This window comes from Streptomyces sp. NPDC060194, from assembly GCF_042728285.1.
In the GTDB taxonomy this organism is placed as follows: Bacteria; Actinomycetota; Actinomycetes; order Streptomycetales; family Streptomycetaceae; genus Streptomyces.
The window spans coordinates 1-23,449 of the sequence record NZ_JBHWZH010000026.1; the positions used below are offsets into that span (position 1 = coordinate 1).

23 protein-coding genes and 1 pseudogene are annotated in these 23,449 nt (G+C 73.9%); 3 read left to right on the plus strand and 21 right to left on the minus strand.

Annotation, left to right across the window (positions count from 1 at the left end):
* The 10 genes from ACFWEG_RS08480 to ACFWEG_RS08525 form a co-directional block, all read right to left on the minus strand.
* On the minus strand, window positions 1–284 hold a 284-nt coding region (locus tag ACFWEG_RS08480; protein WP_387210716.1), incomplete at its 3' end, for a transposase.
* A 33-nt stretch (window positions 285–317) separates the two neighbouring features.
* Complete coding sequence (gatB, locus tag ACFWEG_RS08485) at window positions 318–1,832, minus strand: Asp-tRNA(Asn)/Glu-tRNA(Gln) amidotransferase subunit GatB (RefSeq protein ID WP_387210719.1); 1,515 nt, start codon at window positions 1,830–1,832, stop codon at window positions 318–320.
* 17 nt (window positions 1,833–1,849) lie between these two features.
* Entirely contained in the window at window positions 1,850–2,098 is a 249-nt protein-coding gene (locus ACFWEG_RS08490) for a hypothetical protein (RefSeq protein ID WP_387210721.1), read from the minus strand.
* A complete protein-coding gene (gatA, locus tag ACFWEG_RS08495; RefSeq protein ID WP_387210724.1) occupies window positions 2,095–3,597 on the minus strand; it encodes an Asp-tRNA(Asn)/Glu-tRNA(Gln) amidotransferase subunit GatA in 1,503 nt (500 codons plus the stop codon). The genes ACFWEG_RS08490 and gatA overlap by 4 nt, the downstream gene beginning before the upstream one ends.
* A gap of 6 nt (window positions 3,598–3,603) precedes the next feature.
* Window positions 3,604–3,900: an Asp-tRNA(Asn)/Glu-tRNA(Gln) amidotransferase subunit GatC gene (gene gatC, locus ACFWEG_RS08500; RefSeq protein ID WP_387210727.1), complete on the minus strand. Its 297-nt coding sequence runs from the start codon at window positions 3,898–3,900 to the stop codon at window positions 3,604–3,606.
* Between the two features lie 140 nt (window positions 3,901–4,040).
* On the minus strand, window positions 4,041–6,164 hold the full coding sequence (locus tag ACFWEG_RS08505; RefSeq protein WP_387210729.1) for a putative bifunctional diguanylate cyclase/phosphodiesterase: 2,124 nt from the start codon (window positions 6,162–6,164) through the stop codon (window positions 4,041–4,043).
* Between the two features lie 234 nt (window positions 6,165–6,398).
* Window positions 6,399–8,591, minus strand: coding sequence for an NAD-dependent DNA ligase LigA (ligA, locus tag ACFWEG_RS08510; RefSeq protein ID WP_387210732.1), 2,193 nt, complete (start codon window positions 8,589–8,591; stop codon window positions 6,399–6,401).
* A gap of 51 nt (window positions 8,592–8,642) precedes the next feature.
* The gene (locus ACFWEG_RS08515) at window positions 8,643–9,659 is read right to left on the minus strand and encodes a methionine synthase (RefSeq protein WP_387210735.1); all 1,017 of its coding nucleotides are present in this window, start codon (window positions 9,657–9,659) and stop codon (window positions 8,643–8,645) included.
* Window positions 9,660–9,717: 58 nt separating this feature from the next.
* Window positions 9,718–10,407, minus strand: coding sequence for an SDR family oxidoreductase (locus ACFWEG_RS08520; protein WP_387210738.1), 690 nt, complete (start codon window positions 10,405–10,407; stop codon window positions 9,718–9,720).
* 43 nt (window positions 10,408–10,450) lie between these two features.
* Window positions 10,451–10,825, minus strand: coding sequence for a hypothetical protein (locus ACFWEG_RS08525; protein ID WP_387210741.1), 375 nt, complete (start codon window positions 10,823–10,825; stop codon window positions 10,451–10,453).
* Between the two features lie 116 nt (window positions 10,826–10,941).
* Between ACFWEG_RS08525 and ACFWEG_RS08530 the strand changes: the two genes are divergently transcribed.
* Window positions 10,942–11,391, plus strand: coding sequence for an SRPBCC family protein (locus tag ACFWEG_RS08530; RefSeq protein ID WP_387210744.1), 450 nt, complete (start codon window positions 10,942–10,944; stop codon window positions 11,389–11,391).
* 227 nt (window positions 11,392–11,618) lie between these two features.
* Here ACFWEG_RS08530 and ACFWEG_RS08535 read toward each other — a convergent pair whose 3' ends face one another.
* The 3 genes and pseudogenes from ACFWEG_RS08535 to ACFWEG_RS08545 all read right to left on the minus strand — a co-directional run bounded on the left by ACFWEG_RS08535 (window position 11,619) and on the right by ACFWEG_RS08545 (window position 13,715).
* Entirely contained in the window at window positions 11,619–12,827 is a 1,209-nt protein-coding gene (locus ACFWEG_RS08535; RefSeq protein ID WP_387210838.1) for a cobalamin-dependent protein, read from the minus strand.
* A gap of 5 nt (window positions 12,828–12,832) precedes the next feature.
* Window positions 12,833–13,100 (minus strand): annotated as a pseudogene (locus tag ACFWEG_RS08540) (MerR family transcriptional regulator); the annotation flags it as partial.
* 81 nt (window positions 13,101–13,181) lie between these two features.
* Window positions 13,182–13,715 carry a TIGR00730 family Rossman fold protein gene (locus ACFWEG_RS08545; RefSeq protein WP_387210747.1) on the minus strand — a complete coding sequence of 178 codons (534 nt, stop codon included), beginning with the start codon at window positions 13,713–13,715 and terminating at the stop codon, window positions 13,182–13,184.
* Window positions 13,716–13,867: 152 nt separating this feature from the next.
* Here ACFWEG_RS08545 and ACFWEG_RS08550 point away from each other — a divergent pair, with 152 nt between their 5' ends.
* Window positions 13,868–14,194 carry a DUF427 domain-containing protein gene (locus ACFWEG_RS08550; protein ID WP_387210750.1) on the plus strand — a complete coding sequence of 109 codons (327 nt, stop codon included), beginning with the start codon at window positions 13,868–13,870 and terminating at the stop codon, window positions 14,192–14,194.
* A gap of 43 nt (window positions 14,195–14,237) precedes the next feature.
* Here ACFWEG_RS08550 and mnmA read toward each other — a convergent pair whose 3' ends face one another.
* On the minus strand, window positions 14,238–15,368 hold the full coding sequence (gene mnmA / locus ACFWEG_RS08555) for a tRNA 2-thiouridine(34) synthase MnmA (protein ID WP_387210753.1): 1,131 nt from the start codon (window positions 15,366–15,368) through the stop codon (window positions 14,238–14,240).
* A 61-nt stretch (window positions 15,369–15,429) separates the two neighbouring features.
* Here mnmA and ACFWEG_RS08560 point away from each other — a divergent pair, with 61 nt between their 5' ends.
* Window positions 15,430–16,206 (plus strand): N-acetylmuramoyl-L-alanine amidase, encoded by a 777-nt coding sequence (locus ACFWEG_RS08560; RefSeq protein ID WP_387210756.1) that lies wholly within the window; start codon window positions 15,430–15,432, stop codon window positions 16,204–16,206.
* 8 nt (window positions 16,207–16,214) lie between these two features.
* On the opposite strand, the gene ACFWEG_RS08565 is transcribed toward ACFWEG_RS08560, so the two are convergent.
* From ACFWEG_RS08565 to ACFWEG_RS08595, 7 genes are all read right to left on the minus strand, one after another.
* Window positions 16,215–17,378: a cysteine desulfurase family protein gene (locus tag ACFWEG_RS08565; protein ID WP_387210759.1), complete on the minus strand. Its 1,164-nt coding sequence runs from the start codon at window positions 17,376–17,378 to the stop codon at window positions 16,215–16,217.
* 159 nt (window positions 17,379–17,537) lie between these two features.
* Entirely contained in the window at window positions 17,538–18,410 is an 873-nt protein-coding gene (locus ACFWEG_RS08570) for a thioesterase family protein (RefSeq protein WP_387210761.1), read from the minus strand.
* 23 nt (window positions 18,411–18,433) lie between these two features.
* Entirely contained in the window at window positions 18,434–19,102 is a 669-nt protein-coding gene (locus tag ACFWEG_RS08575) for a trimeric intracellular cation channel family protein (protein WP_387210764.1), read from the minus strand.
* Between the two features lie 100 nt (window positions 19,103–19,202).
* A complete protein-coding gene (locus tag ACFWEG_RS08580) occupies window positions 19,203–20,342 on the minus strand; it encodes an ABC transporter ATP-binding protein (RefSeq protein ID WP_387210768.1) in 1,140 nt (379 codons plus the stop codon).
* Complete coding sequence (locus ACFWEG_RS08585; RefSeq protein WP_387210770.1) at window positions 20,339–21,394, minus strand: ABC transporter ATP-binding protein; 1,056 nt, start codon at window positions 21,392–21,394, stop codon at window positions 20,339–20,341. Before ACFWEG_RS08585 ends, ACFWEG_RS08580 begins: the two co-directional genes overlap by 4 nt.
* 7 nt (window positions 21,395–21,401) lie before the next feature.
* Window positions 21,402–22,364: an ABC transporter permease gene (locus ACFWEG_RS08590; protein WP_387210773.1), complete on the minus strand. Its 963-nt coding sequence runs from the start codon at window positions 22,362–22,364 to the stop codon at window positions 21,402–21,404.
* On the minus strand, window positions 22,364–23,368 hold the full coding sequence (locus ACFWEG_RS08595) for an ABC transporter permease (RefSeq protein ID WP_387210776.1): 1,005 nt from the start codon (window positions 23,366–23,368) through the stop codon (window positions 22,364–22,366). The genes ACFWEG_RS08590 and ACFWEG_RS08595 overlap by 1 nt, the downstream gene beginning before the upstream one ends.
* Window positions 23,369–23,449 lie beyond the last annotated feature (81 nt).

A 23,449-nucleotide genomic window follows, 5' to 3' on the forward strand; every position in this document is an offset into this window, starting at 1 on the left:
ATCCACGTCCGCGACCTGCCCCGCGCCGACGCCCTGGAGGTCGTCCGGACGCTGCGGGCGACGGTCAGCGGGAGGGCGCCGATGGAGGCGGGCTGGTCCACGATGACCAGGACGGTGCCGAACTTCTCGGTCAGCTTGTCGAAGACGGCCCGCAGTTTCGGCTCGCTGTTGGGTAGCGGTTTGTCGAAGATTTTCTTCCCGGCCGGGGTGAGTCCGTGGCCGTGGTGAGCGGTTTTGCCGACGTCCAGGCCGAGGAACACGCCCACGTCTTCGATCTCGAACATCGCGCCCTTTCCGGGGATGTTGACACCGGGGACTCAGCCCGCGGAGACGCCCAGGCGCTCCAGGATGAGCTCCTTCACGCGGGCCGCGTCGGCCTGGCCGCGGGTGGCCTTCATGACCGCCCCGACCAGCGCGCCGGCCGCCGCGACCTTGCCGCCGCGGATCTTGTCCGCGACGGCCGGGTTGCCGGCGATGGCCTCGTCGACGGCCGCGTTGAGCGCGCCGTCGTCGGAGACGAGCTTCAGCCCGCGCCCGGCGACGACCTCGTCCGGGTCGCCCTCGCCCTTGAGCACGCCGTCGATGACCTGGCGGGCCAGCTTGTCGTTGAGCTCGCCGGCCGCCACCAGGGCGGTGATCCGGGCGACCTGCGCCGGGGTGATGGCGACCTCGTCGACGGTGGTGCCCTGCTCGTTGGCGTACCGGGCGATCTCGCCCATCCACCACTTGCGCGCCTGGTCGGCGGGGGCGCCGGCCTCGATGGTCGCGACGATCAGGTCGACCGCGCCGGCGTTGAGCATCGACTGCATGTCGTGCTCGGTGACGCCCCACTCGCCGAGCAGCCGGTTGCGGCGGGCGCGCGGCATCTCCGGCAGCGCGGCGCGCAGCTCCTCGACCCAGGCGCGCTCGGGCGCGACGGGCACGAGGTCGGGCTCGGGGAAGTAGCGGTAGTCCTCGGCGTTGTCCTTGATCCGGCCGGCGGTGGTGGACCCGTCCTCCTCGTGGAAGTGGCGGGTCTCCTGCACGATCGTGCCGCCGGAGTTCAGGACGGCGGCGTGCCGCTGGATCTCGAAGCGGGCGGCGCGCTCGACCGAGCGCAGCGAGTTGACGTTCTTCGTCTCGCTGCGGGTGCCGAACTCCGCGCGGCCGTGCGGGCGCAGCGACAGGTTGACGTCGCAGCGCATCTGGCCCTTGTCCATCCGGGCCTCGGAGACGCCGAGCGCCTTGATGACCTCGCGCAGCTCCGCCACGTACGCCTTGGCGACCTCCGGGGCGCGCTCGCCGGCGCCCTCGATCGGCTTGGTGACGATCTCGATGAGGGGGATGCCGGCCCGGTTGTAGTCGAGCAGCGAGTGGGACGCGCCGTGGATCCGGCCCGTCGCGCCGCCGACGTGCTTGGACTTGCCGGTGTCCTCCTCCATGTGGGCGCGCTCGATCTCCACCCGGAAGACCTCGCCGTCCTCCAGCTGGACGTCGAGGTAGCCGTCGAAGGCGATCGGCTCGTCGTACTGCGAGGTCTGGAAGTTCTTCGGCATGTCCGGGTAGAAGTAGTTCTTCCGGGCGAACCGGCACCACTCGGCGATCTCGCAGTTCAGCGCGAGCCCGATCTTCACGGCGGACTCGACGCCCACCGCGTTGACCACCGGCAGCGCGCCCGGCAGCCCCAGGCACGTGGGGCAGACTTGCGAGTTCGGCTCCGCGCCGAGCTCGGTGGAGCAGCCGCAGAACATCTTGGTGCGGGTGCCGAGTTCGACATGGACCTCCAGGCCCATGACGGGGTCGTAGGAGCGCAGCGCGTCCTCGTACGACTCCAGGTCGGTCGTGACAGTCACGGTGAAGACTTTCCCTCTCAGCCCAGCAGGACGTCGTCGTCGCCGAGGCGCTTCAGCTCGCGGTAGAGCAGGGCGACGCCGGTGGCGATGGCGGCGGCGGAGACGACGGCGTCGGCGAGGAGCAGGGCGTCGCTCTCGCCGCGGGCCTTCCTCAGCTGCTTGGTGACGCTCAGCGCGCCGAACAGCGTGGTGCCGATGGACAGGTAGAGGCCGGGCTTGGACTTCTTGAAGCCCTTGGCCTTGTCGAGCGTGTTCGAACCGGTCACAGCGACGGTGCCTCCTCGAGCAGCGGGTGGCCCCAGCGCTCCACGAACGCCTTCTCCACGGCCGCGCCGACCGTGTAGAGGCGATCGTCCTTCAGCGCGGGGGCGATGATCTGGAGCCCGACCGGGAGGCCGTCCTCGGGGGCCAGGCCGCAGGGCAGCGACATGGCGGCGTTGCCGGCCAGGTTGGTCGGGATGGTGCACAGGTCGGCAAGGTACATCGCGACGGGGTCGTCGGTGCGCTCGCCGATGGGGAAGGCGGTGGTCGGTGTCGTCGGCGAGACGATCACGTCGACGGACTCGAAGGCCTTCTCGAAGTCGCGGGTGATGAGCGTGCGGACCTTCTGCGCGCTGCCGTAGTAGGCGTCGTAGTAGCCCGAGCTGAGGGCGTAGGTGCCGAGGATGACGCGGCGCTTGACCTCGTCGCCGAAGCCGGCCTCGCGGGTGAGCGCGGTGACGTCCTCCGCCGAGCGGGTGCCGTCGTCGCCGACGCGCAGGCCGTAGCGCATGGCGTCGAAGCGGGCCAGGTTGGAGGAGCACTCGCTCGGCGCGATCAGGTAGTAGGCGGCGAGCGCGAGGGAGAAGGACGGGCAGTCCAGCTCGACGATCTCCGCGCCCAGCTCCTTCAGCAGCTCGACGGACTCGTCGAAGCGCTGCATGACGCCGGCCTGGTAGCCCTCGCCGCGGAACTGCTTGACGACGCCGACCCGCATCCCGGCGACCCGGCCGTTGCGCGCGGCCTCGACGACCGGCGGGACGGGGGCGTCGATGGACGTGGAGTCCAGCGGGTCGTGGCCGGCGATCGCCTCGTGCAGGAGCGCGGTGTCCAGGACCGTGCGGGCGCAGGGCCCGCCCTGGTCGAGGGAGGAGGAGAACGCGACCATGCCGTAGCGGGAGACGCCGCCGTAGGTCGGCTTGACCCCGACGGTGCCGGTGACGGCGGCCGGCTGGCGGATCGAGCCGCCGGTGTCGGTGCCGATGGCGAGCGGGGCCTGGAACGCGGCCAGCGCCGCGGCGGAGCCGCCGCCGGAGCCGCCGGGGATCCGGGTGAGGTCCCAGGGGTTGCCGGTGGGGCCGTAGGCGCTGTTCTCGGTGGACGAGCCCATGGCGAACTCGTCCATGTTCGTCTTGCCGAGGATGACGACGTCGGCGGCCTTCAGCTTCTTGACCAGGGTGGCGTCGTAGGGCGGGATCCAGCCCTCGAGGATCTTGGAGCCGACGGTGGTCGGCAGGCCCTCGGTGGTGAAGATGTCCTTCAGCGCGAGCGGGACGCCGGCCAGCGGGCCGAGCTTCTCGCCGGCGGCGCGCTTGGCGTCGACGGCCGCGGCCTGGGCGAGCGCGCCCTCGCGGTCGACGTGCAGGAAGGCGTGGACCTTCTCGTCGGTGGCGTCGATCCGGGCCAGGTGGGCCTCGGTGACCTCGACGGCGGTCAGCTCGCCGGACGCGATCCGCGCGGCGGTCTCGGCTGCGGTCAGCCGGATGATGGTCTGGGTGTCCGTCATGGTCTCTTAGTCCTCCCCCAGGATCTGCGGCACCTTGAATCGCTGCTGCTCCTGGGCCGGGGCGCCGGAGAGCGCCTGCGCCGGGGTGAGCGACGGACGGACCTCGTCCGCGCGCATGACGTTGGTCAGCGGCAGCGGGTGGGAGGTCGGGGGGACGTCTTGGTCGGCGACCTCGGAGACGGCGGCGACGGCGGTGATGATGTCGTCGAGCTGTCCGGCGAAGTGGTCGAGCTCGTCGCTCGAGATCTCCAGACGCGCCAGGCGAGCGAGGTGAGAGACCTCCTCGCGCGTGATGCCAGGCATGCAGCGGTCCTCTGGGGGTGAGTGCGGGGGTTTCCGGTTTTCGGGATGCAGCCCAATCCTATGGGGCCCGGCGCCCCCGCCGCGCCGGGGTTGTTCCCGGCCCGGCCCGGCCCGTCCCGCCCGACCCGCTGCCCCGGACGTCAGGTGACGGTCTGGCCCGAGGGGGACGGCGACGCGGGCCGGCCGGTCGGGGCGGCCGTTCCGGCCGCGTCCGCCGGGCCGTGGTCGCCCTCCCGCTGCCAGCCGCGGTCGCCGCGGGCGAGCAGCCAGGCGGTGGTCTCGTCGGCGGGCATCGCGGCGGCGACCAGCCAGCCCTGGACGGCGTCGCAGCCGAGGTCCCGCAGCCGCTCCCAGGTCTCGTCGTCCTCGACGCCCTCGGCGACGACGACCAGGCCGAGGGAGTGGGCGAGGTCGAGGGTGCAGCGGACGATCTCCGCGTCCTCGGGGTCGACGGCGAGCCGGGCGACGAACGACCGGTCGATCTTCAGCTCGCTGACCGGGAGCCGGCGCAGGTGGACGAGGGAGGAGTAGCCGGTGCCGAAGTCGTCGAGCGACATCGTCACGCCGTGGACGGTGAGCGCGGCGAGCGTGTCGGCGGCGCGCTGCGGGTCCTCCAGGAGGACGTGCTCGGTGATCTCCAGCTGCAGGGAGCCGGCCGGGACGCCGTGCCGGGCGAGCCGGGCGGCGACGGCGCCGGCGAACCCGTGCGCGTGCACGTCGCGCGGGGAGACGTTGACGGCGACGGGGACGTCGAGGCCCTGCGCGCGCCAGCGGGCGACCTGGGCGAGCGCGGTGTCGAGGACGTACTCGGTGAGGTAGGGCATGAGGCCGGAGGACTCGGCGATGGCGATGAACTCGTCCGGCGGGACCTTGCCGCGCTCCGGGTGCACCCACCGCACCAGCGCCTCCAGGCCGGCGACCTTCCCGTCGAAGCGGACCTTGGGCTGGTAGTGCAGCTCGACGTCCCCGGCGTCCAGCGCCCGGCGCAGGTCGCCCAGGAGGCCGAGCCGGTCGGGGGTGTTGGAGTCCCGCTTGGACTCGTAGACCTCGACGCCGGTGCGGTCGCGCTTGGCCTGGTACATCGCCACGTCGGCCCGGCGCAGCAGGCCCTCGGCGTCGAGGGCGTGGTCGGGGCAGACGGCGAGCCCGGCGCTGGCCTCCAGGACGAGGCTGAGGCCGTCGAGGTCGAGCGGCGAGCCGAGGTCGGCGACCAGCATCCGGGCGGTGCGCTGGGCGGCGGTGGTGGAGTCGACGCGGGGCAGCAGGACGGCGAACTCGTCGCCGCCGAGCCGGGCGGCCTCGGCGCCGCGCGGGAGGGCGAGCCGGAGCCGGTCCGCTATCTGCAGCAGCAGCCGGTCGCCCGCGAGATGGCCGAGGGTGTCGTTGACGGAGCGGAACCGGTCGAGGTCGATGAGGATCAGCGCGGACCGGGAGCCGGCCCGCTCGGCGTCCTCGAGGGCGGCCCAGGTGCGCTCCAGGAGCCACAGCCGGTTGGGCATCCCGGTGAGCGGGTCGCGCAGCTGCTCCTCGGCGCGGGCCCGGGCGATCCACAGCGTGGAGTCCAGTGCGATCAGCGGGATGGCGAACAGCGGGAGCAGCACCGGGAGGTCGACGGCGACGACGCAGACCAGCGGGGCGATCCCGAGCAGCGCCACCGCGACCAGGGCCTGCCGCGCCAGCGCGGTGCGGGCCACGGTCGGCAGCCCGCGCCCGGGCGGGGCGTGGACGTACCAGAGCAGGCCGCGGGCGACGACCAGGTACGCGGCGGCGACCAGGGCGACGGCGGGGGCGGCGGCGACGTCCCAGGTCGAGGGCTCCCAGGGCTCCTCGACGGTGGGCCGCTCGCCGAACGCGGCGAGGACGAGCGCGCCGGCGGCGATGCCGAGCAGGTCGATCGCCCCGTGCAGCAGCGCCTCGCGCGCCCGGTGGCGGCGGGCGGCGGCGACGAGCAGGACGACGGCGAGGCTGACCAGGGCGGCCGGCAGCCAGCCGTAGAGGAGCAGCGCGGCGAGGGTGAGGGCGGCGCCGGAGCCGGTGCCGCCCCACCAGCGGTCGCGGCCCATGGCCACCAGGTGGCCGACGACGATGCCGGTCAGGAGGGCGAGCGCCCAGCCGGCCGCGCCGGCGGGGAACAGGGCGCGGTCCGCGACGAGGGCCTGCTGCGCGCCGAGGGCGGGCACCAGTGCGGCCACCGCGAGGATCACGGCCGGCACGACGCGCCCGCGCAGCCGCGAGCCGGCCTCGGCGCTCTCGGTCGGTTCCATTGACGTCCCTCTCACCCCTCGCCGCCTGTGCTCCTGGGCACTCAGCCTCTCCCGTCCTCCCCCCGTCACGCGAGGGGTCGGAGGAGGCCCGGTCCGCGGCCGTGCACGGCGGGCGCCCCCCTCAACAGTAGGCCGCAGCAGGCCTCTTGGGGCCGCGGTCGACGACCCTTGCCCGAATGCGGTCCGGGGACCCGTATGCATCTGGTATGCGCCGAACGGGTGAGCTCGAACCCCCTACTCGGCTACCGGAACGGCAACGTTCCGTGCCGCGTCGGGGCCCTGTTCGAGCAGGACGACGAAGCCCTCCTCGGTGAGGACGGGCACCTTGGCCTGCATCGCCTTGTCGTACTTGGAGCCGGGGTTGTCGCCGACGACGACGAACGAGGTCTTCTTGGAGACCGACCCGGTGACCTTGGCGCCCAGGCGCTGCAGGGCCTCCTTGGCGCCGTCGCGCGTGTAGTCGACGAGGGTGCCGGTGACGACGACGGTGAGGCCTTCGAGGGGGCGGGGGCCCTCGTCCTCGGCGCCCTCGTCCTCCGTCCGGACGCCGGCGGCCTTCCAGCAGCGCAGGATCTCGCGGTGCCAGTCCTCCTCGAACCACTGCTTCAGCGAGGCGGCGATGATCGGTCCGACGCCGTCGGTGTTGGCGATCTCCTCCTGCGTCGCCTGCTCGATCCGCTCGATCGAGCGGAACTCGCGGGCGAGCGCCTCGGCGGCGACGGGGCCGACGTGGCGGATGGAGAGGCCGGTGAGGATGCGGGCGAGCGGCCGCTCCTTGGCCGCCTGGATGTTGTCCAGCATGGCGAGCGCGTTCTTGCGGGGCTCGCCCAGCTGGTTGGCGAAGACGGTGACGATTTTCTCCTCGCCGGTCTTCGGGTCCCGCTTGGGCAGTCCGCTGTCCTGGTCGAGGACGTAGGCCTTGATGGGCAGCAGCTGCTCGATGGTGAGGTCGAACAGGCCGCTCTCGTCGCGCAGCGGCGGCTCGGCGGGCTCCAGCGGCTGGGTGAGGGCGGCGGCCGCGACGTAGCCGAAGTTCTCGATGTCGAGGGCCTTGCGGCCGGCGAGGTAGAACAGCCGCTCGCGCAACTGGGCGGGGCAGGAGCGGGCGTTGGGGCAGCGGAGGTCGATGTCGGCCTCCTTCATGGCCCGCAGCGCGGTGCCGCACTCGGGGCACTCGGCGGGCATGACGAACTCCCGCTCGCTGCCGTCGCGCAGGTCGGCGACCGGGCCGAGGATCTCCGGGATGACGTCGCCGGCCTTGCGCAGCACGACGGTGTCGCCGATGAGGACGCCCTTGGCCTTGACGACCTCCTGGTTGTGCAGGGTGGCGAACTCGACCTCGGAACCGGCGACCGTCACCGGCTCGACCTGCGCGTACGGCGTGACGCGGCCGGTGCGGCCCACGCCGACCCTGATGTTGATCAGCTTGGTGTTGACCTCCTCCGGCGCGTACTTCCAGGCGATCGCCCAGCGCGGGGCGCGGGAGGTGGAGCCGAGGCGGCCCTGGAGGGGGATCTCGTCGAGCTTGACGACGACGCCGTCGATCTCGTGCTCGACGGAGTGGCGGTTCTCGCCGAACTCGTCGATGAACGCGCGGACCTCCTCGATCGTGTCGACGACCTTGGCGTGCGGGGAGGTGGGCAGGCCCCACGCGCTGAGCAGGTCGTAGGCCTGGGAGAGCCGGTCGATGTCGAAGCCCTGCCGGGCGCCGATGCCGTGGACCACCATGCGGAGCGGACGGGAGGCGGTGATCTTGGGGTCCTTCTGGCGGAGCGAACCGGCCGCCGCGTTGCGCGGGTTGGCGAACGGCTTCTCCTCGGCCTCGACGAGCCGGGCGTTCAGTTCGAGGAAGCCCTCCATCGGGAAGTACACCTCGCCGCGGATCTCGACCAGGTCGGGGACGTCGTCCCCCTGGAGGCGGTGGGGGATGTCCTGAATGGTGCGGACGTTGGGCGTGATGTCCTCGCCGGTGCGGCCGTCGCCGCGGGTGGCGGCGCGGGTCAGCCGGCCCTTCTCGTAGGTGAGGTTGACCGCGAGGCCGTCGACCTTCAACTCGCACAGGAAGTGGTAGCCGGGCGCGCCGACGTCCCGGGCGACGCGGTCGGCCCAGGCGGCGAGCTCCAGGTCGTCGAAGGCGTTGTCGAGGGAGAGCATCCGCTCGCGGTGGGCGACGGCGGTGAACTCCGTCTCGTAGCTCCCGGCGACCTTCTGGGTCGGCGAGTCGGGGGTGCGCAGCTCGGGGTGGGTCTCCTCCAGCGCCTCCAGGGAGCGCAGGAGCCTGTCGAAGTCGCCGTCGCTGATGACGGGCTGATCGCGTACGTAGTACCGGAAGCGGTGCTCCTCGATCTGCTCGGCGAGCCTGGCGTGCTCCTCGCGCGCCTCGGAGGGCACCGTGCTCTGCTGTTCGACCGCCGTCTCGTCCGCCACCGTCTGACTCTCCCGTCGTCCCGTTCGTCCCACCACCGACCCCGAGCGAAGTCACTCAGGGTTGTCCGCGAGCGACCTCGCGGCCCGGACGCAGTGCGCCTGCGCCGCGCGCGCCCAGTCGGGTGAGGCACCCGCGAGGCCGCACGAGGGAGTGATCACGACGGACTCCGCCAGAGTCCCCGGATCCAGCCCCAGCCTGCGCCACAGCTTCCTGACACCCATGACGCTACCGGCAGGGTCTGACAATCGGGCGTCGCCGGACGCGTCGGTCCCGGGCACGATCCCGGCGAGCAGCTTCGTGCCGCCCTCGACGGCCTCCCCGATCGCGTCGTCGTCACGCTCGGTGAGGAGCGAGAAATCGAACGAGACGCCGTCCGCGCCGGCCCGGCGCAGCAGCGCGAAGGGCACGTCGGGGGCGCAGGAGTGGACGGCGACCGGCCCCTCGTGGACGGCGAACACGTCCCGCAGCGCGCCCTCGACGAGCTGGCGGTCGACGGCCCGGTGGGTGCGGTAGCCGCTGGCGGTGCGGACCCGGCCGCGCAGGACGGCGGTGAGGGACGGTTCGTCCAGTTGGAGCACGATCCGCGCGCCAGGCACCCGGCGCGCCACGTCGGCGAGGTGCGTGCGCAGCCCCTCGGCCAGCGACTGGGCGAGGTCGCGGCAGGCCCCGGGGTCGCCGAGGACGGCCTCGCCGCCGCGGCGCTCCAGGGCGGCGGCGAGCGTCCAGGGGCCGACGGCCTGGACCTTGAGCGGGCCCTGGTAGCCCTGGGTGAACTCCTCCAGGGCGTCGAGGTCCTCGCCGAGCCAGGAGCGGGCCCGGCGGGTGTCGCGGCCCGGGCGGTCGGAGAGCCGCCAGCCGCTCGGCTCGACGTGCGCGTACAGCTCGGCGAGCATCCCGGTGCTGCGGCCGATCATGTCCGCGCCGGGGCCGCGGGCGGGTAGCTCCGCGAGGTGGGGGAAGTCCTCGAAGGAGCCGGTGACGGTCTTCGCGGCCTCCCGCGCGTCGCCGCCGGGCATCGAACCGACCCCGGTCGCGGGGCCCCACCTGAATGCAGTCGTCTCGCTCACGCAGGGAAGCGTACGCAGGTCCCCCGGTCGTGGCGTGCGGGCGGGGCCCGGCGGACCGTCAGCCGCCGGGGCGGACCGTGAGATCGGTGACCTCGGCGTCCCTCGGCAGGTCGAGGGCGGTGAGGACGGTGGTGGCGACGGACTCGACGTCGATCCACTTCGAGGCGTCGTACTCCTTCCCCTCCTGCTGGTGCACCTTGACCTGCATCGGGCTCGCGGTGCGGCCGGGGTAGACGGAGGTGACGCGGACGCCGTTCGGCTTCTCCTCCCAGCGGAGGCTGTCGGCGAGCGCCTTGAGGCCGTGCTTGGACGCGGCGTACGCGCCCCACTCGGCGTGCGCGTTGAGGCCGGCGCCGGAGTTCACGAAGAGCACGTGGCCGCGTTCGAGCCGCAGTTGCGGCAGGAAGTGGCGGGTCAGCTCGGCGGGGGCGACGAGGTTGACGTCGAGTTGCAGGCGCCAGGTCTTCGGGGTGAGGTCCCCGATCCGGCCGAGGTCGACGACGCCGGCGATGTGCAGCAGCGAGTCGAGGCGGTCGGGGAGCGTCTGGTGGGAGAACGCCCAGGACAGCCGGTCGGGGTCGGCGAGGTCGCCGACGAGGGTGCGGGCGCCGGGGAACTCCCCCGCGAGTTCCTTGGCGCGTCCGGCGTCCCGGGCGAGCAGGACGAGGTCGTCGCCGCGGGCGTGCAGGCGGCGGGCGACGGCGGCGCCGATGCCGGAACCGGCGCCGGTGATCAGGTGGGTAGCCATGCGGCCAGGCTAGCCGGACGCCCCGGTGGAGCGGTCCGGGGTGTCAGGGGGTGAGGCGCAGGTGGCGCTCGGTCTCCTGGTCGCCGGAGGCGGAGCCGTCGTCGTGGGCGGTGAAGGCCTTGCCGAGGGCCTCGGCGACCCGGTCGACGGCCTGGTAGCCGCCGGAGAGCTCCGCGGCCACCTCGCCCTGGAGCGGCGTCGCCTGCCCGGCCTCGCGCGGTTCGGCCGCGTCGACGACCTGGGTCCAGACGGTGGGGCGTACGGAGTCCTCCGCGTGCGGCCGGCCGCCGGAGTCCCCCTCGGGCGAGGTGAAGGTGGCGAGCAGGGCGTCGATGACCGCGCTCGCGTCGGCGGGGGCGCCGGTGAGCTGGACGGTGACGTGGTGGTCGGATCCGGGGGTCGGGCTCGAGGTCGTCATGCGCGGACGGGTTCCCCACCCGCCCGTGGGACAAACCGGGCGTCACGCGGGTGTCGCGCCCCCCGGGCGGGGTACCTGGCGGGCTGTCCGCCCCGTCGAGCACGAGGAGAAGCACCATGACCACCGTCGAGCAGTCCGTCGAGGTAGACGTCCCGGTCTCCGTCGCGTACGCCCAGTGGACGCAGTTCGAGGAGTTCCCCCGGTTCATGGGCGGGGTCGAGCGGATCGAGCAGCGCACGCCGACCCTGACGCACTGGGTGGCGAAGGTCGACGGCGTGCGGCGCGAGTTCGACGCGGAGATCACCGAGCAGGTCCCCGACGAGCGGATCGCCTGGACGACGGTCGGCGGGGACCTCCGCCAGGCCGGCGTCGTCACGTTCCACCGCCTGGACGACGAGCGCACGAAGATCATGCTCCAGATGGACCACGACCCCCGCGGCTTCGCCGAGAAGGCGGCGGAGAAGCTCGGCCTGGTCCGGCAGCAGACCAAGAGCGACCTCACCCGCTTCAAGGCCTACATCGAGGGCCGCGGCGAGCCCACCGGCGGGTGGCCGGGCCGGGTCTGAGCGGCCGCCCCCGCCGGCGCCGCGGCCCGCACGAGCCGCCGGCGTACGGCGGGACGGCCGCCCGGGCCAGGACAGCGGGAACACGATGACCGCGGCCGCCGCGCGGCAAGCGTGGCGGGGGCGCCCCGGGCGGAGGACGGAGTCGACGCGGGGCGTCGGAAACCGACGACGCCGCCGCGGATCGGCGGACCGGGCGCCGTGACCCCGGCGGGATCCGTCGGACATCCCTAGCGGGACGCGGACGGGGCGTGGTCGGGGAGCAGCAGGCCGAGGGCCTGGGACAGGGTGCGGGGGCGGTGGAGGCCGTCGGACTCCCGCAGCGCGGTCCAGCCGGGGCCGGCGAGGAGGACGGCGGGGTGGCGGCGGGCGCCGCGGATGCCCCAGCCGGTCTCGCGGACGCGGCGGACGGCCTCGGCGTCGGCCGTGGCGTGGCGCTGCGACCAGAGCACCACCGCGCGGGGCCCACTGCGACGCACCGCGTCGGCGAGCGCGCCGACCGGGACCGCGGCCCCGAACATCCGCACCGGCACGCCCCGTTCGGCCAGCACCGCGGTCAGGACCTCGGCCGCGAGCGTGTGGTTCTCCCCCGGCGTGCACGCGACGACCACCGGCCGGGCGTCCATGCCGTCGGCGGGGGCCGGCACGGGCGGGGTGCACGCGCGGACCACCGTCGAGATCTGCCACGACAGCAGGTGCTCGGCCTCGACGAACCTCTCCCCCGCCGCGTCGCCGGACGCCGCCCACGTCCGGCCGATCGCCCGCAGCGCGGGCCGCAGCACGGTGTCCCACGCGTCGGCGAGCCCGTGCTGCGCCACCACGCGCCGCAGCAGCGAGTCCAGGAGCGCCGCGTCCAGCCGCACGGCGGCGCGCCCGATCCCGCGCACGAGGACACGGGGGTCGGCGGCGGGTCCGGCGGTCCCGGGTCCGGGCGACGCCCCGTCGTACCGGTCCGGCTCGCGCGGGGGCGCGGTGCGGGGGTCGAGCCGCGAGCGGCGCGCCCCGGCCGGGCGGGACCGGGCCACGGAAACCTCCGCCCGTGCGGTCGTCCCGGCCGCGGCGAGGCCTTCCGCGTCGCCGTGCTCCGCGGGCCGGCCCGAGGCGTCCGCCGCGCGGTCGCGGCTCGTGTGCACGGGGCGCGCCGGGCCGGGGACGGCCTCCCCACCGGCCGGGACCGGCCCTCCCCCGCCCACCGTCCGACCGCGTCCGGCCCGCGCCCGGCCCCGACCCGCCTCGTCCGGCGAGCCGTTCGCCGCGTCGTCGCGCTGCCCGGGCGCCCCGGTGCCGGCGGGGCTCGGGGCGGCGGCGGCCGCCGGGCCCCGACGGGACCGTCCGTCGCGCTGACCGGGCAGCGCGACGCCGGCCGCGCCGCGCGGAACCCCTTCGACGCCGCTCCCGGACCGCGCCCGGCCGCGCGCGGGCCGAGGCGCCGCGGCCACCGACCGGATCCGGCGCGCCGCCTCCGCGACCGGGATGCCGTCCGCGGTCAGGCGGCAGAGTTCCTCGAGCGCGGCGACGTCCTGCGGGGACCAGCGGCGGTGGCGGCCCTGCTCGCGGCCGGTGGGGCCGATGCCGTAGCGCTGGTCCCACGAGCGCAGGGTGGTGGGGGCCACACCCAGGCGCAGGGCGACCGCGCCGGTGGTGAGGCCCGACTCCCCTTCGGCGGCGAGGGATCGACGGGCGCCGCCGGGATCGCGTCGTTCGCCTTCCATGGGCCGACGATACGACGCGCGGGCGGTCCGGACGCCCGCTTCCGCGGGATCGGCGCCTCCGAGGACCGCGCTCCTTGCCGCTCAGCCCACCCGCGCCTCCAGGTGGTCGAGCGCCGCGACGCCGTCGTCGGCGAAGTGGACCAGCTCGGAGAGCGGGACCGGCAGGAAGCCCTCCGCGTCCATCCGCTCGAACTGCTGCCGCAGGCCGTCGTAGAAGCCGGCCGTGTTGAGCAGGACGACGGGCTTGTCGGTCAGGCCGTGCTTCCTCAGCTCCAGGATCTCGGTGGCCTCGTCGAGCGTCCCCAGGCCGCCGACCATGATCACGATCGCGTCGGCCTTCTGCAGCAGCAGCGCCTTGCGCTCGGCGAGGTCGCGGGCGACGACCATGTCGTCCACGCCGTGCCGCACCTTGTGCGAGAGGAAGGTGACGGACACGCCCGTGAGCCGGCCGCCCGCCTCGTGCACCCCGTCGGCGACGACCTTCATCAGCCCGGCGTCGGACCCGCCCCACACCAGGCCGTGCCCCCGCGCGCCCAGCTCGCGGGCGAAGGCGCGGGCGGGGACGGTGTAGCGGTCGTCGAGGTCGGCGGCGGAGAGGAAGACGCAGATGTTCATGGCCCCCACCGTAGGACGCACTCCTGACAGCGGGGCCGCGGGGCCCGGCGTGGCCGGAAAGGCCCGCCGGCCCGACGCTCCGGGCCGGACGGGCGCAGAATCGTCACAGCGCCGCCGCCACCCGGCGGCACCGTCCACGAAAGGCCACCGCCATGACCGCAGGCCACACCATCACCGTCGAGCAGGGCACGGAGCGGGTCCGGGTCGAGGTCGACGGGCAGCTCCTCGCGGAGAGCGACCGCCCGCTGGTGCTCCGGGAGACGGGCCTCCCGCCGCGCTACTACCTGCCCCCGCAGGACGTCCGCCTGGATCTCCTGACGCCGTCGGACACCACCACGCACTGCCCCTTCAAGGGCGACGCCTCCTACTGGTCCCGGCCCGGCTCCCCCGACCTGGTCTGGGCCTACCCCGACCCCAAGCCGGAGGTCGCCACGATCAAGGACCACCTGTGCTTCTCCGCGACCGAAGTGGTCGGCTGACCCCAGGGGCGCGCGCCGCGCGCGCCCCGTCCGCGCGGACGGCTCAGACCGTCGCCGCCGTCCGCCGGACCGTCGTCGCGATCGTCGCCGAGCCGACCACGCGGGTCCCGTCGTAGAGGACGATCGCCTGGCCCGGGGCGATGCCGCGGACGGGCTCGGCGAAGGCGACCTCCAGGGTGCCGCCGGTCAGCTCGGCGGTGACGGTCGTCTCCCCGCCGTGGGCCCGCAGCTGCGCGGTGTAGGTGCCCGGGCCGCTCGGCGCGGTGCCGCACCAGCGGGGCCTGACCGCCGTCAGCGCGGTGACGTCGAGCGCCTCGGCGGGGCCGACGGTGACCCGGTTGTCGACCGGGGAGATGTCCAGGACGTAGCGCGGCTTGCCGTCGGCCGCCGGGTGGCCGATGCGCAGGCCCTTGCGCTGGCCGATGGTGAAGCCGTAGGCGCCGTCGTGGGTGCCGAGCGTGGTGCCGGCCTCGTCGACGATCTCGCCCTCGGCCTTCCCCAGCCGCTTCGCGAGGAAGCCCTGGGTGTCGCCGTCGGCGATGAAGCAGATGTCGTGGCTGTCGGGCTTCTTCGCGACGGCGAGGCCACGCAGCTCGGCCTCGGCGCGGATCTCGTCCTTGGTGGTGAGGGTGTCGCCGAGCGGGAACATCGCGTGGGCGAGCTGCTGCTCGTCGAGCACGCCGAGGACGTAGGACTGGTCCTTGGCCATGTCGGAGGCGCGGTGCAGCTCACGGCTGCCGTCGTCGTTCAGGACGACCGTGGCGTAGTGGCCGGTGCAGACGGCGTCGAAGCCGAGGGCCAGCGCCTTGTCCAGGAGCGCGGCGAACTTGATCTTCTCGTTGCAGCGCAGGCACGGGTTAGGCGTGCGGCCGGCCTCGTACTCGGCGACGAAGTCGTCCACGACGTCCTCGCGGAACCGCTCGGCGAGGTCCCAGACGTAGAACGGGATGCCGATGACGTCGGCCGCGCGCCGCGCGTCGCGGGAGTCCTCGATCGTGCAGCAGCCCCGCGCGCCGGTCCGGAACGACTGCGGGTTCGCCGACAGCGCCAGGTGGACGCCGGTCACGTCGTGGCCCGCCTCGACGGCGCGGGCGGCGGCGACGGCGGAGTCGACCCCGCCGGACATGGCGGCGAGGACGCGGAGGGGGCGCGGGGCGGCGGGAGTCTCAGTCATAGCCCCACCAGAGTAAGCGCCCCCGGGGAACCGATGCCCTCGCATAAGCGTTCACGATCACATGGGGGACGGCACGGGCCCGGACAGGGCGGACACGGACGGTACGGGCGGCGCGGGCGCGGGAGGCGGCGCGGGCCCGGCCTCCGGCGCGCCCGGCGGCGCGGACCGGGGTGCGCCGAAGGGCCCGGAACGCAAGATCGGCCGCCGCAAGCTGCTCATCGGCGGCGGCATCGCGCTCGCCGGCGGCGTCGCCCTCACCCAGGACGCGGTCCGCCGCCTCTGGTGGCAGGTCCCGGGCGTCGACCGCCAGCGCGTCCCCGGTGCGGTGGACTTCGCCGGCGCCACCTGGGCCGGCGCCTCCGAGGCCAACCTGCGCTACGCCGACCGCCCGGACGACTACACGATCGACCGGATCGTGATCCACGTGACCCAGGGCAGCTACGCCAGCGCCCTGCGCGTCTTCAGGAGCCCCCTGCACGCGGCCGCCGCGCACTACGTGGTCCGCGCGAAGGACGGCCGGATCGCCCAGTGCGTCCAGGAGCGCGACGTCGCCTTCCACGCCGGCAACCGCGCGTACAACGAGCGCAGCGTCGGGATCGAGCACGAGGGGTTCGTCGACCGCCCGGAGGACTTCACGGACGTGATGTACGAGTCCTCCGCCCGCCTCGCCGCCGCGATCTGCGTGCGGCACGGCTTCCCGCCCGACCGGGAGCACATCATCGCCCACCACGAGGTCCCCGGCGCGGACCACACCGACCCGGGCCCGCACTGGGACTGGGACCGGTACATACGCCTGGTCCGGGCGGCGGAGAAGGCGGCCCGGACGAAGCAGGCCTGAGGTCCGGGCTACATCAGCCCCGCGGTCCGCGCCCGGTCCACCGCCGGCCCGATCGCCCGGCGGACCGCGTCGACGTCGGCCGCGGTGCTGGTGTGGCCGAGGGAGAAGCGCAGGGTGCCCCGGGCGAGGTCGGGGTCGCTGCCGGCCGCGAGGAGGACGTGGCTGGGCTGGGCGATCCCTGCGGTGCAGGCCGAGCCGGTGGAGCACTCGATGCCCTGGGCGTCCAGGAGCAGCAGCAGGGCGTCGCCCTCGCAGCCGGGGAAGCTGAAGTGGGCGTTCGCGGGCAGCCGGTCCGCCGGGTCCCCGCCGAGCACCGCGTCCGGCACGACGTCGTGGACGGCCTTGACCAGCTCGTCGCGGAGCGCGCCGACCTCGCGGGCGAAGTCCACCCGGCGCTCGGCGGCGAGCCGCCCGGCCACGGCGAACGCGGCGACGGCCGGCACGTCGAGCGTCCCGGAGCGGACGTGCCGCTCCTGCCCGCCGCCGTGCAGCACGGGCACGGGGGTGTGGGCGCGGCCGAGCAGCAGTGCGCCGATGCCGTACGGGCCGCCGATCTTGTGCCCGCTGACCGTCATCGCGGCGAGCCCGGACGCGCCGAAGTCGACGTCGAGCTGTCCGAAGGCCTGCACCGCGTCGGCGTGCACGGGGATGCCGAACTCGGCCCCGACGGCGACGAGTCCGCGCACCGGCATGACGGTGCCGATCTCGTTGTTCGCCCACATGACGGTGATCAGGGCGACGTCGGACGGGTCCTTCTCGATCGCGGCGCGCAGGGCGTCGGGGTGGACCCGGCCGTAGCCGTCGACCGGCAGGTACTCGATGCGGGCGCCCTCGTGGGTGCCGAGCCAGTCCACCGCGTCGAGGACGGCGTGGTGCTCGACGGGGCTGGCGAGGACCCGGGTGCGGCGGGGGTCCTCGGCCAGCCGGGACCAGTACAGGCCCTTCACCGCGAGGTTGTCGGCCTCGGTGCCGCCGGAGGTGAACACCACCTCGCTCGGCCGCGCGCCCAGCGCCTCGGCGAGCGCCTCGCGGCCCTCCTCGACCGTCCGGCGGGCTCTGCGGCCCGCGGCGTGCAGCGAGGAGGCGTTGCCGGTGACGGAGAGGTGCGCGGCCATCGCCTCGACCGCCTCGGGCAGCATCGGCGTGGTGGCGGCGTGGTCGAGGTAAGCCATGATGGGCCCGATTCTACGAGCCGGGCCGGGAGCGGGACGCCGCGCACCGGCGCACGGGGGGCGCGGGGCCGGCGACCGGCCCGGCGGACCCGGCTGCCGCCGCCCCCGAGGGACCGCCGTCGGCTCCGGGCGCCCGACCCGCCCGCGGGGCCCCGCCCGTCAGCCCCGCGGGGCCTTCGCCAGCTGGCGGGACTGGGCGACCAGCCGGTCCGCGCTGTCCCAGACCTCGGCGTCCTCCTCCAGGAAGCCGCCGGCCAGGTTGCGGGTGGTGATCGCCACCCGCAGCGGCCCGGGGGCCGGGCGGCAGCGGACGTGGACGGTCAGCTCGACGGTCGGCACCCAGCCGCGCAGACCGAGCTCGAACGCGGTCGGCGGCAGCGCGTCGACGGCGAGCAGGACGGAGAGCGGGTCGTGGTCCCGGCCGTCGGCCAGCCCGAACCAGGCCCGCATCTCGCCCTTGCCCGACGGCGCGCCGACCGCCCAGCCGGCCGTCGTCGGGTCCAGCTTCAACCGCAGCCGCTCGGTGATCGCGGACGAGCCGGGGATGTCGGCCGGCCCGTCCTCGGCGCCGAGGCAGTGCTCGTACGGCGGGATGGCCGGCGGCTTCGCGGTCGTGCGGACGTCGTCGGGCAGCGCAGCGAGGTCGCCGTACGTCGCCATCACCCGCACCCGCTCGACCTCGCGGCCCTCGGCGTCGCGCTGGAAGAGCGAGGCCTGGCCGCTGGAGAGCGTGCGGCCGGTGCGGACGGTCTCCGTGCGGACGACGGCGGGGCCGGGCTGGGACGCGCCGAGGTAGTGCGCGGTGACCGTGATCGGGTCGGGGTGCGGCAGGGCGTCGGCGAGGGCCCGGCCGAGGACGGCGAGCAGGTAGCCGCCGTTGACCGCGCTGATGATCGTCCAGCCGGCGGAGAGGTCGGCATCGTAGACGCCGGGCTCCCTGGCGACGACCGCGGTGTCGCGGTCGAACTCGCTGTCCCCGACGGTCGCCGTCGCTGCCCCGGTCGCGGCCGGTGCCGCGCATGCCTCAGTCATGCCGTCCACCGTACCCCCGCAAGCTACTGAGCGGTAGCTTTTTCCTCGGTCCGGGTCGACCGCCGGTTCCACGCGCGCGGCGCGCGCCAGCGGTAGCGGATGGCGAGGAGCCGGGTGGTGAACGCGGTCGCGGCGGCGAGGGTGCTCGTCACGAAGTCCAGCGCGCCGAAGCGCATCAGCAGGGCGGTCATCGCCGCGCCCACCATCGCGGGCACGGCGTACATGTCGCGGTCCCAGCGCAGGATCGAGGGGACCTCGTTCGCCATGATGTCCCGCATCATCCCGCCGCCGACAGCCGTCGCGAGGCCCAGCACCGCGGAGGAGGTGAGGCCGAGGCCGTACTCGTGTGCCTTCGTCGTGCCCGTGACGCAGAACAGGCCGAGGCCGGCCGCGTCGAAGATGTTCACCGCGCGGTTGATCCGCTCGACCTCCGGGTGCAGGACGAAGACGAGCGCGGTCGCGATCAGCGGCATCAGGAAGTACCCCAGGTCGTCGAACGCGGCGGGGGTCGCTCCGATCACCAGGTCCCGGAACAGGCCGCCGCCGAGGCCGGTGACCTCGGCGAGCACCGCCATCCCGAAGAGGTCGAAGTTCTTCCGCACGGCGAGGAGGGCGCCGGAGATCGCGAACACGACGATGCCGACGAGCTCGATGACGTACTGCACGGTGGGGGTGAAGAGTTCCTGGAACACGGGACATTTCTACAGGCCGCGGGCGCGGACGCAGCGCAGCCCGGGGAGCGTCGGGGCCGGGCCCGACGGGGCCCGGGGACTCGGCCCCCGGGCCCGGAACCTACGCCGGGTCCTTCGCCGGGGCGGTGGTGCCCGGGGGGACGACCGGGGGCTCCACCGGCGCGTCCGACGCGGGGGCCGCGTCGACCACGTCCGCCGGGTCCGTGCCGGTGACCGCCTCGATCCCCGTCGCACGGGTCATCGGGAGCGTGCCCGCCGCGATCTCCGCCGCGTAGTGGCACGCGACCTTGTGCCCGTCGCCCATGTCCGCGAGCGCGGGGCGGTCCGTCGCGCAGAGGGTCTCCTGCTTCCACGGGCAGCGGGTGTGGAACCGGCACCCCGCCGGCGGGGCGGCCGGCGACGGCAGGTCGCCGGTGAGCAGGATCCGCTCCCGCCGGTCCTCGACCTCCGGGTCCGGCACCGGCACCGCGGACATCAGCGCCCGCGTGTACGGGTGCCGCGGCTCGGCGTACAGCGCGTCGCTGGGCGCCTCCTCCACCAGCGACCCGAGGTACATCACCCCGATGACGTCGGAGATGTGCCGCACGACGGCCAGGTCGTGCGCGATCACCAGGTAGGTGAGCCCGAGCGACTCCTGCAGCTCCTCCAGCAGGTTGATGACCTGCGCCTGGATGGAGACGTCGAGCGCGGAGACCGGCTCGTCGCAGATGATGACGTCCGGCTCCAGGACCAGCGCCCGCGCGATCCCGATCCGCTGCCGCTGCCCGCCGGAGAACTCGTGCGGGTAGCGCGAGAGCGCGTCCGCCGGCAGCCCGACCTTCGCGAGGATCGCGCGGATCGTCTCCCGCCGCTCCTCCCGGCTGCCGCCGATGCCGTGCGCGGCCATCCCCTCGGCGAGGATCGACTCGATGTTCTGCCGCGGGTTCAGCGAGCCCATCGGGTCCTGGAACACCATCTGGAGCTTGCGCCGGAACTTCCGCATCTCCTCGTCCGGGAGCTGCGCGAGGTCCGTCCCGTCGAACCGCACCCCGCCGTCGGTGACGTCGACGAGCCGCAGCACGGCCCGGCCGAGCGTCGTCTTGCCGCAGCCGGACTCGCCGACCAGGCCGTACGTCTGACCGGCCTCGACGGAGAGCGAGACGCCGTCTACGGCGTAGACGTGCCCGACGGTCCGGTCGACGAACAACCCCTTCTTGATGGGGAAGTGGACCTTCACGCCGTCGAGTTCGAGCAGGCTCATGCGGTGACCTCCTCGGTCGCGGCGGGGGTCGGGAGCACCGGGTTGACGCAGCGGACCTCGTGGCCCGGCGCGCGCGGCTCGGAGAGCTCGGGGGTGCCCGTCAGGCACTCCATCGTGTAGTGGTCGCAGCGCGGGGCGAACGCGCAGCCGTCGGCCCACGCGATCTGGTCGTTGATCGACCCGCGGATCGGCCGCAGCGGCTCCCCGCGCGGCGCGTCGAGCCGCGGGATCGACCCGAGCAGCCCGTGTGCGTAGGGGTGGGTGGGGTGCGCGAACAGCTCGCGGCGGGCGGCCGACTCGACGACCTTGCCCGCGTAGAGCACGTTCACCTCGTCGCAGAGCCCGGCGACGACCCCCAGGTCGTGGGTGATCATCAGGAGCGCGGTGCCCTCCTGGTCGACGAGCTCCTTGAGCAGTTCGAGGATCTGCGCCTGGATGGTGACGTCGAGCGCGGTGGTCGGCTCGTCGGCGATGAGCATGCGCGGGGCGCAGGCGACAGCCATCGCGATCAGCGCGCGCTGCCGCATGCCGCCGGAGAGCTGGTGCGGGTACTCCTTGAGCCGGCGGGTCGGGTCGGGGATGCCGACCCGGTCGAGCAGGTGCGCGGCCTCCTTGCGGGCGGCCTCGCCCTTCATCCCGCGGTGCCGGGTCAGGATCTCGGTCACCTGCACCCCGATCGGCACGACCGGGTTCAGCGACGACAGCGGGTCCTGGAAGATCATCGCGAGCTCGCGGCCGCGCAGGTCGCGCAGCCGCCGCTCGCCCATGGTCAACAGGTCCTCGCCGTCGAGCACGGCCCGCCCGCCGACGGTGACGCCGCGCTTGGGCAGCAGCCCCATCAGCGCCATCGACGTGACGGACTTCCCGCACCCGGACTCCCCGACCAGGCCGACGACCTGGCCCTGGTCGACGGTGAACGAGACGCCGTTGACGGCCGTCGCGTTCTTCCGTCCGCGCCCGCCGGCGAAGGTGACGGTCAGGTCCTCGACCCTCAGCAGCGGCTCCGAGGAGCCCGCCGCGGTCGGCTGGTTCAGCTGGGTCAGCTGTGTCATGGGGGTCTCAGCCTCGCAGCTTCGGGTCGAGGGCCTCGCGCAGGGCCTCACCGAGGAGGGTGAAGCCGAGCGCGACGACGATGATGCCGACGGCCGGGTAGACCGCCATGAGCGGCTCGTTGGAGAAGAAGCGCTGCGCCTGGGTGAGCATCGCGCCCCATTCGGGGATCGAGGGGTCGGGGTTGCCGAGCCCGAGGTAGGACAGGGCGGCCGCCTCGATGATCGCGGTGGCCAGGCTCAGCGTGGTCTGCACGATGACCGGGCTCAGCGAGTTGGGCAGGATCTGGGTGACCACGATCCGCCGCCGTCTGACCCCGAGCGACTTCGCCGCGAGCACGTACTCCGCGCCGCCCTGCGAGAGCATCGAGCCGCGCAGGAGCCGGGCGAAGACGGGGATCTGCACGACCCCGACCGCGATCATGACCGTGGTCAGCGACTGGCCGAGGACGGCCGCGACGGACACCGCGAGCAGCAGCGACGGCAGCGCGAGCAGGATGTCCGTGACGCGCATGATGGAAGTGTCGAGCTGCTGGCCGCGTCGGCCGCCGAGCGTGGCGGCGGCGCCGGAGAGAGCGCCGATGGCGAAGCCGACGACGAGGCCGATCAGGGTGGCGACGACGCCGACGAGCAGCGTCTGCCGGGTGCCCTCCAGCATCCGGGAGAACATGTCGCGGCCCAGGTGGTCGAGCCCGAACCAGTTGCCTTCGCGCGGCCCGACGAACTTGCCCTGGTTGGGCAGCACGTCGCCGCGCCAGGTCTGCGCGGTCGGGTCGTACGGGGCGAGCAGCGGGCCCACGATCGACACGATGACGAAGACGACCACGATGGCGGCGCCGATGATCGCCATCTTGCTGGTCCTCAGCCGGTTGAACGTCTCGCGCCACAGGCTCGCGCCCGCGCTGGTCCCGACGTTCCCGCTGAGCTCCGCCAACCGGTCGATCTTGTCGGCCTTGGAGGTGACGATACTCATCAGTGCACCCGCACTCTCGGGTCGATGACGCTGTACGCCAGGTCGACCAGCAGGTTGATCAGGACGTAGATCGCGGCGATGAACATGATGAAGCCGACGAGCACCGGGTAGTCGCGGGCGTCGATGGCCTGCGCGATGAAGGATCCGATGCCGCCGAAGGTGAAGACCGACTCGGTGAGGACGGCCCCCGACAGCAGCGAGCCGGTCAGCAGGCCGACGGCCGTGATGACGGGCAGCAGCGCGTTGCGCAGGACGTGCCGGCCGCGGACGGTCTTCTTCTCCAGGCCCTTGGACTCCGCGGTGCGGACGTAGTCCTCGCCGAGGACCTCGAGGACGCTGGCGCGGGTCATCCGCACGATCACCGCGAGCGGGATGGTGGCGAGCGCGACGGCGGGCAGCACCAGGTGCATGATCGCGTCCCAGCTGGCGTCGAACTCACCCGTCAGCAGGCCGTCGAGCACCGCGAGCCCGGTGACCTCGGTGGCGTTGATGCCGCTGGTCAGGCGCCCGAAGGTGGGGAAGATGCCGAGCTGGACCCCGAAGATCTCCTTCAGGATCGTGGCGAGGAAGAACACCGGGATGCAGATGCCGACCAGCGATCCGGAGACCGAGGCGACGTCGAGCCAGCCGCCGCGGCGGCGTGCCGCGACGTAGCCCAGCGGGACGCCCACGGCGATCGCCAGCAGCATCGCGAAGACGGAGAGCTCGACCGTGGCGGGGAAGCGGAGCACGAACTCGTCCCACACCGGCTGCCCGGTCTGCACGGACGTGCCGAGGTCGAGTTCGAAGATCCGCCCGAGGAAGCGGAAGTACTGGACGTGGAGGGGCTGGTCGAGCCCCAGCGCCTTGTTGATGGCGGCCACTTGGGCGTCGGTCGCGCGTTCGCCGAGGATCGCCGAGGCGGGTCCGCCCGGCAGCCGGTTGAGCCAGATGAACAGCAGGACCGAGAGGCCGAGCAGCGTGGGTATGAGCTGAAGCAGTCTTCGTACGACGAGTCGCAGCACCCCGCGTGCCCCTTTCTACATGTGCTCGCCAACGGGGTCCGCCCGGCCACCGGATTGCAGTGGCCGGGCGGACCTCGTGCG

What these genes read in the sequence shown, in the direction of transcription:
- gatA (WP_387210724.1), bottom strand. Translation starts at nt 3,597, where the DNA reads ATGACGGACACCCAGACCATCATCCGGCTGACCGCAGCCGAGACCGCC.
- gatC (WP_387210727.1), bottom strand. Translation starts at nt 3,900, where the DNA reads ATGCCTGGCATCACGCGCGAGGAGGTCTCTCACCTCGCTCGCCTGGCG.
- ACFWEG_RS08505 (WP_387210729.1), bottom strand. Translation starts at nt 6,164, where the DNA reads ATGGAACCGACCGAGAGCGCCGAGGCCGGCTCGCGGCTGCGCGGGCGC.
- ACFWEG_RS08520 (WP_387210738.1), bottom strand. Translation starts at nt 10,407, where the DNA reads ATGGCTACCCACCTGATCACCGGCGCCGGTTCCGGCATCGGCGCCGCC.
- ACFWEG_RS08525 (WP_387210741.1), bottom strand. Translation starts at nt 10,825, where the DNA reads ATGACGACCTCGAGCCCGACCCCCGGATCCGACCACCACGTCACCGTC.
- ACFWEG_RS08530 (WP_387210744.1), top strand. Translation starts at nt 10,942, where the DNA reads ATGACCACCGTCGAGCAGTCCGTCGAGGTAGACGTCCCGGTCTCCGTC.
- ACFWEG_RS08545 (WP_387210747.1), bottom strand. Translation starts at nt 13,715, where the DNA reads ATGAACATCTGCGTCTTCCTCTCCGCCGCCGACCTCGACGACCGCTAC.
- ACFWEG_RS08550 (WP_387210750.1), top strand. Translation starts at nt 13,868, where the DNA reads ATGACCGCAGGCCACACCATCACCGTCGAGCAGGGCACGGAGCGGGTC.
- mnmA (WP_387210753.1), bottom strand. Translation starts at nt 15,368, where the DNA reads ATGACTGAGACTCCCGCCGCCCCGCGCCCCCTCCGCGTCCTCGCCGCC.
- ACFWEG_RS08560 (WP_387210756.1), top strand. Translation starts at nt 15,430, where the DNA reads ATGGGGGACGGCACGGGCCCGGACAGGGCGGACACGGACGGTACGGGC.
- ACFWEG_RS08565 (WP_387210759.1), bottom strand. Translation starts at nt 17,378, where the DNA reads ATGGCTTACCTCGACCACGCCGCCACCACGCCGATGCTGCCCGAGGCG.
- ACFWEG_RS08570 (WP_387210761.1), bottom strand. Translation starts at nt 18,410, where the DNA reads ATGACTGAGGCATGCGCGGCACCGGCCGCGACCGGGGCAGCGACGGCG.
- ACFWEG_RS08580 (WP_387210768.1), bottom strand. Translation starts at nt 20,342, where the DNA reads ATGAGCCTGCTCGAACTCGACGGCGTGAAGGTCCACTTCCCCATCAAG.
- ACFWEG_RS08585 (WP_387210770.1), bottom strand. Translation starts at nt 21,394, where the DNA reads ATGACACAGCTGACCCAGCTGAACCAGCCGACCGCGGCGGGCTCCTCG.
- ACFWEG_RS08590 (WP_387210773.1), bottom strand. Translation starts at nt 22,364, where the DNA reads ATGAGTATCGTCACCTCCAAGGCCGACAAGATCGACCGGTTGGCGGAG.